Source organism: Rariglobus hedericola (assembly GCF_007559335.1).
GTDB lineage: Bacteria > Verrucomicrobiota > Verrucomicrobiia > Opitutales > Opitutaceae > Rariglobus > Rariglobus hedericola.
In genome coordinates, this window is record NZ_VMBG01000002.1 from 725797 (window position 1) to 740566 (window position 14770).

Annotated in this window: 13 protein-coding genes; 1 reads left to right on the forward strand and 12 read right to left on the reverse strand. The window is 63.2% G+C overall.

From position 1 onward, the window contains the following. The 12 genes from uca to FPL22_RS13435 form a co-directional block, all read right to left on the reverse strand. Complete coding sequence (uca, locus tag FPL22_RS13380) at positions 1 to 3699, reverse strand: urea carboxylase (protein ID WP_144230909.1); 3699 nt, start codon at positions 3697 to 3699, stop codon at positions 1 to 3. A gap of 47 nt (positions 3700 to 3746) precedes the next feature. After that, entirely contained in the window at positions 3747 to 4148 is a 402-nt protein-coding gene (locus FPL22_RS13385; RefSeq protein ID WP_144230910.1) for a GxxExxY protein, read from the reverse strand. A gap of 101 nt (positions 4149 to 4249) precedes the next feature. Continuing rightward, positions 4250 to 4909: an urea amidolyase associated protein UAAP2 gene (locus tag FPL22_RS13390; protein ID WP_144230911.1), complete on the reverse strand. Its 660-nt coding sequence runs from the start codon at positions 4907 to 4909 to the stop codon at positions 4250 to 4252. A 6-nt stretch (positions 4910 to 4915) separates the two neighbouring features. Beyond that, a complete protein-coding gene (locus FPL22_RS13395) occupies positions 4916 to 5716 on the reverse strand; it encodes an urea amidolyase associated protein UAAP1 (RefSeq protein ID WP_144230912.1) in 801 nt (266 codons plus the stop codon). 79 nt (positions 5717 to 5795) lie between these two features. Further along, positions 5796 to 6236, reverse strand: coding sequence for a nickel-responsive transcriptional regulator NikR (nikR, locus tag FPL22_RS13400; RefSeq protein ID WP_144230913.1), 441 nt, complete (start codon positions 6234 to 6236; stop codon positions 5796 to 5798). Between the two features lie 99 nt (positions 6237 to 6335). Then, on the reverse strand, positions 6336 to 7700 hold the full coding sequence (gene glnT, locus FPL22_RS13405) for a type III glutamate--ammonia ligase (protein ID WP_144230914.1): 1365 nt from the start codon (positions 7698 to 7700) through the stop codon (positions 6336 to 6338). A 138-nt stretch (positions 7701 to 7838) separates the two neighbouring features. Further along, a complete protein-coding gene (locus FPL22_RS13410) occupies positions 7839 to 8648 on the reverse strand; it encodes a creatininase family protein (protein WP_144230915.1) in 810 nt (269 codons plus the stop codon). A 6-nt stretch (positions 8649 to 8654) separates the two neighbouring features. Further along, positions 8655 to 9554, reverse strand: coding sequence for an ABC transporter ATP-binding protein (locus FPL22_RS13415; RefSeq protein ID WP_144230916.1), 900 nt, complete (start codon positions 9552 to 9554; stop codon positions 8655 to 8657). Beyond that, positions 9551 to 10588, reverse strand: coding sequence for an ABC transporter permease (locus FPL22_RS13420; protein WP_144230917.1), 1038 nt, complete (start codon positions 10586 to 10588; stop codon positions 9551 to 9553). Before FPL22_RS13420 ends, FPL22_RS13415 begins: the two co-directional genes overlap by 4 nt. 37 nt (positions 10589 to 10625) lie before the next feature. Next, a complete protein-coding gene (locus FPL22_RS13425; protein WP_144230918.1) occupies positions 10626 to 11600 on the reverse strand; it encodes an ABC transporter substrate-binding protein in 975 nt (324 codons plus the stop codon). A gap of 137 nt (positions 11601 to 11737) precedes the next feature. Next, positions 11738 to 13348 (reverse strand): peptide ABC transporter substrate-binding protein, encoded by a 1611-nt coding sequence (locus FPL22_RS13430; protein ID WP_144230919.1) that lies wholly within the window; start codon positions 13346 to 13348, stop codon positions 11738 to 11740. Positions 13349 to 13445: 97 nt separating this feature from the next. After that, positions 13446 to 14258, reverse strand: a complete 813-nt coding sequence (locus FPL22_RS13435; protein ID WP_144230920.1) for a hypothetical protein — start codon at positions 14256 to 14258, stop codon at positions 13446 to 13448. Between the two features lie 110 nt (positions 14259 to 14368). Between FPL22_RS13435 and FPL22_RS13440 the strand changes: the two genes are divergently transcribed. Then, on the forward strand, positions 14369 to 14692 hold the full coding sequence (locus FPL22_RS13440) for a hypothetical protein (protein ID WP_144230921.1): 324 nt from the start codon (positions 14369 to 14371) through the stop codon (positions 14690 to 14692). Positions 14693 to 14770: the final 78 nt, after the last annotated feature.

Here is a 14770-nt window from a genome sequence, read left to right on the forward strand (position 1 = left end):
TTAGCCTTCGAGGACGATGAGGGTTTCGCCGGCGTTGACGGGGCGGCCTTCGGCGCAGCGGATTTCGCGGATCACGCCGGCGCGGGTCGCAGAGACGGTGACTTCCATTTTCATGGATTCGAGGATCACGAGCGGCTGGCCTTCGGTCACGGTGTCGTTGGGGGAAACGAGGATTTTCCAGACGTTGCCGGGGATGTGGGCGGGGAGCGCGACGCAGCCTTCGGGAATCGCGGACTCGTCGAGCGAGGAAGCGGATTCGTCGGATGCGGAGAAGTTGATCTGGCCGGAGTCGATCCAGCGCTGGCGCTCGGCTTCGAAGGCGGGCTGCTGATGGGTCTTGAAGGCGGTGATGGTAGCTTCGTTTTCGGAAAGGAAGCGCTGGTAGTCGCGGAGTTTGAAGGTGGTTTCTTCGATGCGAAGTTTGACGCGACCTTGCGGGAAGTCTTCGCGGAACTGGGTGAGCTCGGCGTTGGAGACAGGGTAGAATTTGATTTGGTCGAAGAAGCGGAGGAGCCAGGGTTTTCCGTCCGTGAAGTCGGCGGTCTGTTTGTGGCGGTTCCACATCTGGCAGGTGCGGCCGATGAATTGGTAGCCGCCGGGGCCTTCCATGCCGTAGATGCAGAGGTAGGCGCCGCCGATGCCGACGGCGTTCTCGGGCGTCCACGTGCGGGCGGGGTTATACTTTGTAGTGACTAAGCGGTGACGCGGGTCGACGGGCGTGGCCACGGGGGCACCGAGATAGACGTCGCCGAGGGCGAGGACGAGGTAGCTCGCGTCGAAACAGATGCGGTAAACTTCTTCGAGGTTGGGGAGGTCGTTGATGCGGCGGATGAACTCGAGGTTGCTCGGGCACCACGGGGCATCCTTGCGGACGATCTGCATGTATTTGCGGATCGCGAGGAGGGTGGACTCGTCTTCCCAGGAGAGCGGGAGGTGGACGATGCGCGAAGGGACCTCGATGTCGTCGATGGCGGGGAGTTCGCTTTCGGCGCGGAGGAGGATTTCGAGCAGGCGCTCCATGGGGAGCAGGCGGTAATCGAAGTGGACCTGGAGGGAGCGGATGCCGGGGGTGAGGTCGATGAGGCCGGGGACCTTGTGGCGTTCGAGCCAGGTTTGCAGCGCGTGGACGCGCATGCGCATGGCGATGTCGAGCTGGAGCGGGCCGTATTCGATGAGGAGGTTGGCGTCGCCTTGGCGGCGATAGACTGCGGCGGGCGCGGTGGGGCGTGCGGGGAGTTCGTGGAGGACGGCGGGCTCCGGAGGGGTGTCTCGCGAAGGGTGGGAAGGGAGCGAAGGTTCGGAGGAAGGGTTCGGAGTTTTAGAACTTTGGTTTGAACCTTCGCTTCCTTCGTATCCTTCGCGAGACAATGGCTTGGAGGTTCGCGAGGGGCGGAGGGTTTCGATGGTGGATTCCTGGGCGTAGGCGAGTTCGCGGGCGTGTTGGGCGGTGAGCGCAACGAAGCGGACTTTGTCGCCGGGCTTGAGCTGGCCCATTTTCCAGAGCTCGGCTTGCACGATCGTGAAGGGGCAGACGAAGCCGCCGCAGCTCGGTCCGTCGGGGCCGAGGATGATGGGCATGTCGCCGGTGAAATCTACGGCGCCGATGGCGTAGGCGTTGTCGTGGATGTTGGACGGATGCAGGCCGGCTTCGCCGCCGTCGCGGCGCGCCCACTCGGGTTTGGGTCCGATGAGGCGGACGCCGGTGCGGGCGGAGTTGTAGTGGACTTCGTAGGCGGTGGTGAGGAGGACGGAGATGTCGGCTTCGGTGAAGAAGTCGGGGGCGCCGTGCGGGCCGTAGAGGACGCCGATCGACCATTCGCGGGTGAGGGGTGGCTGGATGGCGGCGGGGGCGCGGAGAAGCGGGGCGTCGGTGGTGACGCCGCCGGGCGTGGAGGTGTGGACGCGGAGGACGTCGCCGGTGCGGAGGGCGCGGCCGGAGTGTCCGCCGAAGAGGCCGAGGGTGAAGGTGGACTTGCTGCCGAGGTAGTCGGGCACGTCGAGGCCGTGGCGGATCGCAAGATAGGCGCGTAGTCCCGCGCCGGATACGGAGCCGATGCGGAGGGTTTGGCCGGCGCGGATGCGGAAGGCGCGGTGGGGGGCGACGGGTTTGTTATCGAGCGTCGCGGGCATGTGGGCACCGGTGAGGGCGACGACGGCGGCGGTGTTGAAGCGGAGGGACGGGCCGTTGACGGTGAGTTCGAGGGCGGCTGCCGTGTCGGGGTTACCGACGAGGCGGTTGGCCAGGCGGAAGGACAGGTTGTCCATCGGGCCGGAGGGCGGGACGCCGACGTCCCAGTAGCCGATGCGGCCTGGGTAGTCTTGGACGGTGGTCTGCGTGCCGCCTTCGAGGACCTCGATGGTGGAGGGGACGAAGGGGAGGCCGTTGAGGTATTTGGTTGTGACGGAGCCGGTGTGGAAACCTTCGCTGGCGATGATCTGGCGGAGGTAGGGAAGGTTGGTTTCGAGTCCGTAGACGCGGGTGTCGGCGAGGGCGGAATCGAGGCGGGCGAGAGCGTCGGCACGGTCGGTGCCGCGGACGATGATCTTGGCAATCATCGGGTCGTAGAAGGCGGAGACTTCGCTGCCGGTCTCGACCCAGGTTTCGATGCGCGCCGATGACTGGAAGTGGACGTCGGTGAGCGTGCCGGCGGCGGGTTGAAAGTTTTTGCCGGCGTCCTCGGCGTAGAGGCGGACTTGGATGGAAGCGCCGGTGGCGGAGGGAACGTAGTTGCGGAGGTCGAGTTCGCCGGCGGCGGAGAGGATCATCCATTCGACGAGGTCGATGCCGGTGACTTCTTCGGTGACGCCATGTTCGACCTGGAGGCGGGTGTTGACCTCGAGGAAGTAGAAATGGCCGGTGGCGTTGTCGTAGACGAACTCGACGGTGCCGGCGTTGGTGTAGCCGGCGGCGGTGCCGAGGCGGGCGGCGCAGGCGAGGAGTTCGGTGCGTTGGTCGGCAGTGAGTCCGGGGGCGGGGGTTTCTTCGACGACCTTTTGGTTGCGGCGTTGGACGGAGCAGTCGCGTTCGCCGAGGGCGACGACGTGACCGTGGGAATCGCCGAGGATCTGGACTTCGATGTGGCGGGCGTGCTCGACGAATTTCTCGAGGAAGACACCGCCGTCCTTGAAATTGTTTTTGGCGAGGCGGACGACGGATTCGAAGGCGGGGGCGAGTTCGGCGGGTTTGCGGATGAGGGACATGCCGATGCCGCCGCCGCCGCCGGTGCTTTTCAGCATGACGGGGTAGCCGATGCGGGCGGCTTCGCGTTTCGCGGTTTCTAGGTCGGGGAGGAGGTCGGTGCCGGGGAGAAGGGGAACACCGTGGGCCTTGGCGAGGGCGCGGGCGGAGTGTTTGGGGCCGAGCTGGCGCATCTGCGCGGCGCGGGGGCCGATGAAGGCGATGCCGGCGGCTTCGCAGGCTTCGACGAAGGCGGCGTTTTCGGAGAGGAAGCCGTAGCCGGGGTGGATGGCTTGGGCGCCGGTGGCCTTGGCGGCGGCGAGGATTTTGTCAGCGTCGAGGTAGCTTTGCGCGGCGGGGGACGGGCCGATGTGGATGGCTTCGTCGGCTTGGGAGACGTGGAGGCTGTGGCGGTCGGCGTCGGAATAGACGGCGACGCTGGCGATGCCCATTTTCTTGAGCGTGCGGATGACGCGGCAAGCGATGGCTCCGCGGTTGGCGATGAGGACTTTTGAAAACATGATGTCTCGCGAAGGAGGCGAAGGGAGCGAAGGTTCGGAGGAAGGTGTCAACGGAAGGTGGGCTTGCCTTCGGCTCCGTTGACTATGCGGGTGATGCCGTTTTTGAGATGGGCTTCGTTGAAGTTGATGATAAAGCCGAGTTGGAGCGGGATGAGACGAAGATAGTTGTAGGTGATCTTTTTGAAGAGATCGGTGACCTCCGAGACGGACTTGAGCTCGATGAGGACGAGGTGGTTGACGATGAGATCGGCGCGAAAGGCGACTTCTTCGAGAAGTTCGTCGTCGTAGTGGACGAGAATGGGCTTTTGTCGCTCAACGGTGAATCCGCGTTTGATGAGTTCTCGGACGAGGGCTGCTTCGTATACGGATTCAAGCAGACCGGGGCCGAGTTTGGTGTGCACGGTGAAGGCGGCGTCGAGAATGGCTTTTCCGATTTCTTCTTGGTTCATGACGGAGAGGGTCTCGCAAGGAGGGGAAGGGATCGAAGGTTCTGAGAGGGGATTACTTTGGTTTGGTCCTTCGCTTCCTTCGTATCCTTCGCGAGACATATTCAGGGATTCCAGATGAGGACTTCGACGGGGGTGGGGTTCCAGCCGTTGCAGGGGTTGTTGAGTTGGGGGCAGTTGCTGATGAGGGCCACGATGTCCATGCGGGCGGTCATCTCGACGTATTTGCCGGGGGAGGAGACGCCGTCGGCGAATTGGAGGCCGCCCTCCGGTGTCACCGGGACGTTCATGAAGAAGTTTATGTTCGCTGGGATGTCGCGTTTGTTGAGGTCGAAGGTGCTGCCGGGCCAGGTCATGAGTCCGAGGAGAAAACTCTGGCGGCAGGAGTGCATGTGGCGCGTGCCGTGGCCGTAGCGGAGGGTGTTGGCTTCGCAGGAACAGGCTCCGCCGAGGGTGTCGTGGCGTCCGCAGGTGTCGGCGGTGATTTCGGCGAGGACGTTTAGTTCGTTGGAATAGAGCTTGGTGCCGGTGGTGAGATAGATGCCGCCGTTTTCGCGGATGGTGTCCTGGGCGCTGTAGCGTTCGCGGAAGTCGGCGGCGGCGTAGAAGAGGGTGTCGGCGGCCTGGTTGCCTTCGAGGTCGAGGATGCGGAGGACTTGGCCGGCTTTGATTTCGTGCATCCAGAAGTCGCCGGCGGGGATGACATGGCGGTAGGCGGCGTCGGCAGGAGTGAGCGAAGATTCGGTGTAGATGAGCGTGCTCATGGCCGGTCAGAGGGAGAAGAGTTCGGAGTTGTAGAGGGCTCGCTCGTTTTCGGGGCGGTAGGTGCGGCAGTAGTCGGTAGCGGAGGGCGGGTCGGTGCGGTAGAGTTGGAGTCGGATGGGAGCTGGGCCGTAGGCGAGGCGTGTATCCATGGGGTGGTGACAGGTTGTCAGGATCACGAGGACGTCGAGCTCGGCGCGGAGGTCGAGGTGGTCGCCGGCTTTGGAGTGGTTGGGGACGAAGCTCAGGCGTCCGTCGGAGTCGGTGGAGAGCTTGCTGAAGAAGTTGATGTTGGGGACGAGGTCGCGGGCGTTAAGTCCGTGTTTGGAGAGCTCGATGAGGAAGTGGTCGTGGGAGTTGCGGTGCCAGTCGTTGCGGGCGGTCTGGTAGTTCTTCTTGCCCCATTTCTTTTCGACGTGGGCGGCGGTGTCGTGTCCGCCGAGCGGGTCGTGCCAGCCGAGGGTGTCGCCGGTAATGGAGAAGAGGGCGCGGGCCATGTCCGAGTAGAGCATGCATCCCGTGGTGAGCTTGGAGGTGTGCTGGCCCTTGAGCGTGTCGGCCATGTTGTAGCGGTCGACGGGCTCTGCGCGGTTGAAGCAGAGGAAGGAGATGTTGGCACCGGCTTCGAGGGCGGTGAGGCGGAGCGTGGTGTGGCGACGGACTACGAAAGACACGGCGGAGCCGCCAGGAATGGTTTCCTCGACGAGCAGGCGGTCGGCGGGAATGGGCGCGGGCTGCGGGACCGGGCCGGTCGGGCGCGGCGTGGTGAAGGAGGTGCCGGAAGGAGCGGGTGGCGTAAGGAGCGGCATGGCGGTGTTACGAAATATTAAAAAAGTAATACTGCACGAACAATGCCAGTCCAGCCTGATGATGGGTCTTTTTCCGCGCTTAAAGCAGAGGCGGGATGGTGGTGGCGGTGAGGTTGAGCTTGCCGGTGCGGACGCCGCGGCAGGTGGTCAGCTCATTGGCCAAGGTCTGGAGGTCGGAGGCTTTGCCCTGAACGAGGAGGACCTCCATGTAATTATGGTGCTCGAGGTGAACGTGCATGCTGGAGACGACGAGCAGGTAGTGGCGGTGTTGAATCTCGGCCAGGCGGGTTTGAAGGCCCTTGGTGGTGTGGTCGTAAACCAGGCTGATGGTGCCGGCGACGGACTCGGTGCCGAGGCGGGCGGCGTTTTCGATGAGACCGTCTCGGGCGAGGGCGGCGACGGCTTGGGAGCGGCTCGCATAGCCGCGGCTCTGCACCATCGCGTCGAGCTCATCGAGGAGGCTCTCGGGGAGCGAAACGCTGAAGCGGGCGAGGCGGTCTTTTTTGGCGGCGGCGGTCATGAGGAGAAGTGTCGCGCGAAGGACGCGAAGGGCGCGAAGATTTGGAGCGGAACCGGCTCGAACCTTTGTTTCCTTCGCGTGCTTCGCGCGACTATTTTTTTAGAACATGCGGGCGTAGCGGTCGATTTCCCAGGCGCTGACCTGCTGGTGGTATTGGCGCCACTCTTCGGATTTGTAGGCGATGAACTCGTCGCGGAGACCCTGGCCGAGGACCTTCGTGACCCACGGGTCGGCGGCGAAGGCTTTGACGGCTTCGTCGAGCGTGCGGGGCAGCTCCTGGATGTTGCGCTTGGCGAATTCCTCGGCGCTGAGTTCGTAGAGGTTGTCCTCTTGCGGGGCGCCCGGATCGAGTTTTTCGCGGATGCCTTCAAGGCCGGCGGCGAGGGCGAGGGTGGCGGCGAGATACGGGTTGCAGGCGGAGTCGGCGTTGCGGCTTTCGCAGCGTCCGCCGCCCATGGGGACGCGGACGGAGTTGGTGCGGTTGTTGGTGCCGAAACTGTTGAAGACGGGAGCCCACGAGAAGTAGCTCATGAGTCCGCGGCGGACGAGACGCTTGTAGCTGTTCACCGTCGGAGCCATGGCGGCGCAGATGGCGGGGCCGTGGCGGAGGATGCCGGCGATGAAGTGGTAGGCGACGGGTGTGAGGCCGAGTCCGCGCGGGTCGTCTTTCGGGTCGCACTTGAAGGCGTTGGCGCCGGTGGCGAGGTCGGAGAGCGACATGTTGAAGTGCGCGCCGTTGCCGGTTTTGTCGGCGAAGGGTTTGGGCATGAAGGTGGCGAGGAGGCCTTCCTCGGCGGCGTAGTGGCGGGCCATCATGCGAAAGAAGACGTAGCGATCGCACATGGTGAGGGCGTCGCTGTAGTTGAAATCGAATTCGAACTGGCTGTTGGCGTCCTCGTGGTCGAGCGAGTAGAGATCCCAGCCGAGGTCGTTGATGGCGGTGGAGACTTTGTTGAGCCAAGGGTAGCGATCCATAAAACCCTGGACGTCGTAGCAGGCCTTGTTGAGGCGGTCGTCGGGGTTGGGCATCAGGAGGGATTTGCCGTCGGGGCCGAGCTTGACGACGTAAACTTCGCACTCGATGCCGAGGTTCATGCCGAAGCCGAGGCTGGCGGCGTCGGCGAGGACTTTTTTCAACGCGACGCGTGTGCTGATGTCGTAGGGTTCACCATGGAACGTGTTGTCGGCGGGGAACCAGGCGACCTCTTTGTTCCAAGGCAAAATGATGCCGCGATCGAGGTCGGGAAGGGAGGCGATTTCGTCGTCGTTGGGGGACTGGCCGAGGCCGTCGAGGGCGTAGCCGGTGTAGAGTTCGGAGCCGTGGGCGAAGTGGGCAAAGTGATCGATGGGGACGAATTTGCCCTTGGGGACGCCGTGGATGTCCACGTAGGCGCCGACGACGTATTTGACGCCTTTGGATTTGAGGTCGCCTTGGAGGGCGAGGATTTCGGATTCGGATTTCATGAAGGAGTTGGTTTCGGAAGTGGGTCTCGCGAAGGAGACGAAGGACGCGAAGGTTCGGAGAAAGGGAGGGATGAGGGCACGGCAGTGGCCTTGGGAGGCGCGGATGGCCGGTGGGCGGGGTAAGGGGTTTGTCACTTATTAAGTGACAAGTGGGTTCGGTCCGTTGGTGAAATACGGGGTGTCGAGCGGGGCGTTTTCGGAGAGGGCGCGGCGGATGGTTTGCGTGAGGTCGGCGACGATCCAGGCGAAGAGGCGGTTGCCTTGCGCGACGGTCGCGCGCGAGGGCGTGCCGGTGACGCCGTTGAGACTGGTGCGGTTGACGGGGTGCGCGAAAATGAGCCCCGTGGTGCGGTCGGGGTCGTCCGACGTGGCGAGAAGTTTGGGCCGCGCGAGGACGGAAGCGCGGGCGAGCATAAGGGACGTCTCGGCTTGGTTGGCGTGCCAGTCCGCTGCGTCGGCGAAGAAGGTTTCGCGGACGCGCGGGCTGACTTCGGCGGTGTTGATCACAGCGATCATGAAGCCGTCGTGGCGGGCGCGCAGGACTTCGAGTGCGCAGCGGAGCGGGGCGGAGTTGGTGACGTGGCTGTTGACGATGAACAGGCGGCGGATGCCGGCGTGCCAGAGCCAGTCGCCGATGTCGGTAACGAGGGCGATCAACGTTTGCGGCGATAAGGCAAGCGTGCCGGGCCAGCGGTGGGAATGGCCGAGCGAACAGCCGTAGGAAAGCGAGGGAAGGACAGGCACGCCGGTGGCGGCGGAAACGGCGGCGCAGACGTCGGTGGCGAGGGCGGTGTCCATGCCGGTGCCGAGGTGCGGACCGTGTTGCTCAGTGGCGCCGCACGGGAGAATCGCGGAGCGAGGGCCGTCGGCGATAAGCGCGCCGATCTCGGGCCACGTGAGGTGTGACCAGAGAAGCGGTGAGCGCGTGCGGCGACGGGTGGACGGCATGACGGGTTATTCGACGTCGTCGCCGACTTGGGTAAGACGGACGATGGGCAGGTGTTCGGACGTGGCGTGGAGTTTGGGGTGGATCAACTCGTCGAGGCGGCGGCGGGTGGCTTGGAACTCGGGTGATTGGAGCTGGCCGAGCGTGCGGGGGCGCGGGACGTTGACCTCGATGACCTCTTGGATTTCGCCGGGGTTGGCTTTGAGGACGATGATGCGATCGGCGAGGAAGATGGCTTCGTCGAGATCGTGGGTGATGAAAAGAATCGTGACGTCAACGTTGCGCCAGATGTCGAGCAGGTGGGACTGCATCTGCGCGCGGGTTTGCGCGTCGAGGGCGCCGAACGGTTCGTCCATGAGGAGGACGCGGGGATTGGGCGCGAGGGCGCGGGCGATGGCGACGCGTTGTTTCATGCCGCCGGAGAGTTGGTGCGGGAAGGTGTCGGCGGATTTGGAGAGGCCGACGAGGTCGATCCACTGGCGGGCTTCGCCCTCGGCCTCGCTCACGGATTTGCCGGCCATTTCCAGGCCGAACATCACGTTTTTCTTCACGGTGAGCCACGGAAAGAGCGTGTAGCCTTGGAAGACCATGCCGCGCTCGGGGGACGGGCCGGAGGTTTCTTTTCCGTCCACGAGCATGCGGCCGGAAGTGGGATCATCGAGGCCGGCGATGATGCGGATGAGCGTGGATTTGCCGCAGCCGGAAGGGCCGATCACGCAGACGAATTCGCGTCGGTGGATTTGCAGGGAGATGTCGCGCAGGGCGGTGACGGGACCGTGTTCGCCGGGGAATTGGCGGCCGAGGTTTTCAATCTCCATGACGACGGGGCGCTCTTTGATTTTGGCAAAGCGCGCGGCGACCTCGGGGGATTGCGTGCGGTAGTCGGGAAGGGAATCGGGGGCGCTCATGTGGAGGAGGGCTTATCCGGAAAGAGGAGGACATCGCGGCCGGCGAAGAGGCGGGTGAAGAACGTGCGAAAGCGGCTCGGGCGGGGATTTTTCCAGGTGAAGAGACGGTTGCCGATCCAGCCGAGTGCCTGATCCGTCGCGAGACCGATGAAACCGATGATGAGGATGGCGGCGTAAACGTTGTCGAAGTTGCGATACTTGGCCTGCTGGTTGATGAAAAACGTGATGCCGCTGCTCACCCCGATGACCTCGGCTACGATCAGGTAAGTCCACGCCCAGCCGAGAAGGATGCGCAGGTCGTTGTAGAGATCGGGCAGGCTGGCGGGGAGGATGACGCGGAGGACGAGCTGGCGGCGTTTGGCGCCGAGGGTTTGCGCGGCTTCGAGGAGACCGCCGTCGACTTTGCGCACGGTGTTGGCGACGACGAGGACCTGTTGGAAAAATGTGCCGATAACGATGATGGCGATCTTGGGTTCGAGGTGGATGCCGAAGACGGCGACCATGAGCGCGCCGAAGGCGGGCGCGGGCATGTAGCGCACGAAGTCCACGAACGGTTCGGTGAGGCGCGAGGCGGAGACGAACGAACCGCAGAGGATGCCGAGCGGGACGCCGATGGCGGAGGAAATGACGAAGCCCCAGAAGATCGTCTTGATGCTCATGGCGAGACTCTCGTGGAGCCAGAGATCGCCGCGAAGAACGGGCTTGGTGGTGAACGCGGTGTAGAGCGCGCGGCCGACCTCGTGAGGGGCGGGCAGATAAATCGGGTTGGCGCGGATGCCGGCGGGTGGGCGCGTGCCGGCGGCTTCGGCTTGGGTGACCAACTCGGCGAATTCGTGACGGTTGAGCTGGGTATCAACGCGGAGCCAGGAAACGTCACCGGCGTCGGCGACCTTGATGTTGGGATGCCAGATGAACGGGACGTAGCTGACGATGCTCCACAAGAGGAGCGGCAATAAAAATGCCGCGACTCCCAGCAGGCGCCGGCGAGACGGTGAGATCTCCTGGCGGACGGCGAACCAGCGGGAGTGCGGCATGAGTGACGAGTTCGAGGACTGGAGTCGAAGGACCGGCTTACTTCTTGAGGGCGTCGGCGGAGACCGAGGCGTCGATGTAAGAGGCGGCGTCTTGCGATTCCTTATATACTTCGTTCTTCACGTTGAAGTCGTTGGCGATCTTCGAGGAACCGAGCACGGAGTCGAAGCCGGTGGTCTTGGCGCTGAGAACCTTGGAGCCCTCGGCGAGCGTGTGGAACTTGGTGCCGGGCATGAAGGCCGCGTATTCTTTCGGATCAACACCGGCGCGGGCGGCCATGATCTTGATGCCGTCTTCCTTGGTTTTCGGATCGGCGAGGTAGGCGACGACTTTGTCCCAGACCTTGGCGACCTTGACCCACTCGGCGCGGTGTTGCGCGAGGCTTTGCGGGGTCACGGCGATGACGTCGTAAATGAGGCCGGGTTCATCGGCACTCGTGTAGATGGCGGTCGCGCCAGGGACGGCTTTGAGGGCTTCGCCGGAGTTGGGCTGCCAGGCACCGATGGCGTCCACCTGACCGGAGGCGAGGACCTGCGGAGTCTGATTGGTGGGCGTGGGAACGAGTTCGACATCAGACTCGGTGAGGCCGACTTTCTTGAGGCCGTTGAGGAGGAGGAGATGTTCGACGAAACCGATCTCGATGCCGACCTTCTTGCCCTTGAAATCCTTGAGGGACTTGATGCCGGGTTTGGCGACGATCATGTCATTACCGTTGGAATAATCGGTGACGATGACGGCGATGTTTTTACCGCCGCCGGCGCCGGTGACGAGGGCGTCGCCGTTGGTCATGGTAACGGCGTCCACCTTGCCGGCGGTGAAGGCCTCCATGGACGGGCCGTATTCAAACCAGAGAAGTTCGACGTCGACGCCGGCTTCCTTGAACCAGCCCTTTTGTTCGGCGATGGCGAGGGCGGTCCAGCCCGGCCAGTCGGAGTAGGCGATCTTGAGGGGAGCGGCGGAAAGGAGGGAAGCGGTGCTGACCGCGGCGGCGAGGAGGAGATGACGTAGGCGCATGATGTTTTCGTTAGTGTTACGTTTTTGGCAAAAAGTATTACCGACCGCATTTAAGCAGGTCCCATGCCCGCAGCGTCCGTTGTGCGGAATTGAGCAGTGGACGCGGCCTCACGCGAGGTGAGGCCCTACGAGATCTATTACGGAACGAGGTAGACGCCTTTGAGCGGATGGAGATCCAGAACGTTCGGTTCCCAGCCGCGCACGCTGGGAGAAGCGAGGTAGTTGCGGCGTCCGTAAACGAGCGGGGCGATTGGCATATCGTTGATGAGGAGCTGCTCGGCTTGGTGATAGAGCGGATAGCGCACGGCGTTGTCGCCGGCCTTGAGAGCCTCGGCGAGAAGGCGGTCGTAGGCCGCGCTCGACCAGCCGGTGTGGTTGTTGCCGCCACCGGTGCGGAAAACATCCAAGAAACTCGTGGGATCGAGGTAGTCGCCGACCCAGCCGGCGGGCGCGATGTCGAAACTGTGCGTGCGCAACGAATCGAAGAACACGCGGCCCTCTTGGAGCACGATGGCGATGTCGATGCCGAGATGAGTCTTCCACATCTGCTGCATGGCTTCGGGCATCTGGCTGCTGCCGCCTTTGGCGGTGAGGAGTTCGAGGCGCGGGAAACCTTTCCCATCGGGAAAGCCGGCGTCGGCGAGAAGTCTTTTGGCTTCGGCGATGTCTTCTTTGAAACCGGGCGTGGCTTCGTAGCCGGCGATGCCGGGCGGGGTGAAGGTGTAGGCAGGGGTGCGACCGCCCAGCAGCACCTTTTCGCAGAGAGCGGCGCGGTCGATCACGAGGGCGAGGGCGCGGCGGACGCGGACGTCGTTGAGCGGGGCCTTGGTAGTATTGTAAGTGAGGAAGTAGCTGGCAAACGTCGCCTCCTGGCGGAGGAGCTGCGGCTGGTCGCGTTTGTAGGTGGCGATTTTGTCGGGCGGGATGGTGGCGGTGACGTGAAGTTGTCCGGCGCGGAACGACGCTTCCTCCGTGGCGCGATCCTCGATGGGATAAAAGTTAACCGCTTTGAGGCGCACGGCGTCGCGGTCCCAATAGGTTTCGCTCTTCACGAGACGCAGGACCTGGTTGGGCTCCCAGGCGTCGAGGGTGAAAGGTCCGTTGCCCACGAAGTTTCCGGGGCGCGTCCAACGAGTGCCGCGTTCATCCATGCGGCCGAATTTCTCGATGGTGGCTTTGTGAACGGGATGCCACGACTGGTGCATGACGAGCGAGGGCAGGTAGGCGACGGGCGTGTGCAACGTGAGAGCAAGCGTGTGGTCGTCGATCACGCGGACGCCAACTTGCGAGAAATCGGTGAGTTTGCCGGTGTTGTAGGCTTCGGCTCCGCGGAGGCTGTAGAGAATCGAGGCGTATTCGGAGGCGAGGTTGGGCGAGAGAATACGTTGGATCGAATAAGCGAAATCGCGGGCGGTGACCGGATCACCGTTGGACCAGCGGGCGTTCGCGCGCAGGTGGAACGTCCAGGTGAGGTTATCCGCGGAGACCTCCCAGCTTTCGGCAACGCCGGGGACGGGGTGCGCGTCCTTGGGGTCCATGGCGGTGAGGCCTTCCATCAGGCCGATCGAGACCTGTGCGTCGGTGATGCTGGTGATGAGCTGCGGATCCAGATCGGACGGTTCGGAGAGATTGCCGAGGTGGAGCGTCTGCGTGCGATCTCCGGCGGTGACGCGGGTCTCGGCGCGTTTGCAGGCGGACGAGGTCAGGAGAAGGAGTGCGGCGGCAACAGGGAGAAAGCGTCGGGTCATGCGTGAGATGGACTGGTGAAAGGCGGGAAAAGTTCAGAAAAAAGCCACGCGGTCGAGGCGTGGCTAGTAGAGTGAAGACGGCGAAGAAGCGGGAGGTTTATTTCTTGGGCGACGCAGCGAGCTGGGCATCGAGGCGCTTCTGGATGTCGGCCATCTTGGCGACGAGTTCCTCTTCCTTCTTTTTACGCTCGTTGCTGGTGATGATGCTGAACTGCGAGGCGTCTTTCACGACGTTGGCCGGCAGCGTGAGCAATCGCGTGAGGATGCCCTGATCTTTCAAGGAACTCAGGTAAAGCGCGGTGATCTCGTGGGAGAGCGTAAGGGATTCGCGGGCGACGGCCTGGGTCTCGGCGAGGTTGTTGTTGAGGACCTGATTTTTCGCGAGTTCGGCGGTGAGCACGATGCCGACCTGGTCGGAAATTTTCTGGCTGTAACCGGCGAGCGAATCGCGGGTGAGGTGCTGATCCTTGGCGATGTCGGCGAGGATGGGTTGGATGCGTTCGGAGAGGCGATTGGAGACCTTGTCTACCTGCTCGTTCTGCACGCGTTCGGCTTCCTCTGGGGTCTTGGGCAGCGGGTTGAACGGCTGGATTTTTTGTGCGATGGCTTCGGCAAGCTGGTTGACCTTGGCCTCGTTGGCCTTGGCAAACTCCTCGTCATTCATGAACGCATCGGCGGAGCGCTTGGAGATCGCATCCTTGAGGAGCGTGTTGACGGCATCGATCTGGCGGCGCGTCTGTTCCGCGGAAGCCTGAAGCTCGGACGCGTGCTGCTGGCGAAGGGTGGACAGCTCTTCCTGCTGGGCGGCCTGCAGTGCGATGATGCGGGTGTTGGCGTAATAAACGGCGCCGCCGATGATCAGCGCGAGGATGAGGATGAGCGGAAACTGTTCCTTAAGTTTGGACCACATGGAGAAGGGGATTTGTCACGACCGTAGGCCGGCGCGGTTTAAAAGCAATGTCACGGTGGGCGGCGGGTTTGCGGTTGTTTTTCGGCGGAGCGTGCGCACGTTTCGCGGCGATGAGCCTTAACCGTGCCGAGCAGATGGTGTTCGATTACCTTCAGGAGAAACCTGACGAGAAGCGTCACTGGCATGACAAGGTCAGCGGTATTTCCGCGCGTGCGCGTGATCCGCACACCGCGGCGATCGAGCTCGAAGGTGAATTGTGGCGCTACTTTGAAGAACGCTCGGCGGTAGCGTCGCCGTTTCGCGAGCGCGCTCAACGCGAAGGCCTGCGTCGCACGAGCCTGCGTAATCTCGCGGAATATTTGTTGCGCGTGTGGGCTCCGGTGAAAGTGAAACCGCGCGCCGAGGGCGAGGAACCGTGGCGCCCCTACGCTTGAAATTCCGGCACGCCGTATGCGTTGAAGAAAACGTTACGGCCATGAAAAATATTGGAACTGGCTCAACTCTTGCATGGA

Excerpts from the sequence above, each read along its gene's own strand:
- FPL22_RS13430 (WP_144230919.1), bottom strand. The coding sequence starts at position 13,348 with ATGACCCGACGCTTTCTCCCTGTTGCCGCCGCACTCCTTCTCCTGACC.
- FPL22_RS13435 (WP_144230920.1), bottom strand. The coding sequence starts at position 14,258 with ATGTGGTCCAAACTTAAGGAACAGTTTCCGCTCATCCTCATCCTCGCG.
- FPL22_RS13425 (WP_144230918.1), bottom strand. The coding sequence starts at position 11,600 with ATGCGCCTACGTCATCTCCTCCTCGCCGCCGCGGTCAGCACCGCTTCC.
- FPL22_RS13440 (WP_144230921.1), top strand. The coding sequence starts at position 14,369 with ATGAGCCTTAACCGTGCCGAGCAGATGGTGTTCGATTACCTTCAGGAG.
- FPL22_RS13385 (WP_144230910.1), bottom strand. The coding sequence starts at position 4,148 with ATGAACCAAGAAGAAATCGGAAAAGCCATTCTCGACGCCGCCTTCACC.
- glnT (WP_144230914.1), bottom strand. The coding sequence starts at position 7,700 with ATGAAATCCGAATCCGAAATCCTCGCCCTCCAAGGCGACCTCAAATCC.
- FPL22_RS13415 (WP_144230916.1), bottom strand. The coding sequence starts at position 9,554 with ATGAGCGCCCCCGATTCCCTTCCCGACTACCGCACGCAATCCCCCGAG.
- nikR (WP_144230913.1), bottom strand. The coding sequence starts at position 6,236 with ATGACCGCCGCCGCCAAAAAAGACCGCCTCGCCCGCTTCAGCGTTTCG.
- FPL22_RS13395 (WP_144230912.1), bottom strand. The coding sequence starts at position 5,716 with ATGCCGCTCCTTACGCCACCCGCTCCTTCCGGCACCTCCTTCACCACG.
- FPL22_RS13420 (WP_144230917.1), bottom strand. The coding sequence starts at position 10,588 with ATGCCGCACTCCCGCTGGTTCGCCGTCCGCCAGGAGATCTCACCGTCT.
- FPL22_RS13390 (WP_144230911.1), bottom strand. The coding sequence starts at position 4,909 with ATGAGCACGCTCATCTACACCGAATCTTCGCTCACTCCTGCCGACGCC.
- uca (WP_144230909.1), bottom strand. The coding sequence starts at position 3,699 with ATGTTTTCAAAAGTCCTCATCGCCAACCGCGGAGCCATCGCTTGCCGC.
- FPL22_RS13410 (WP_144230915.1), bottom strand. The coding sequence starts at position 8,648 with ATGCCGTCCACCCGTCGCCGCACGCGCTCACCGCTTCTCTGGTCACAC.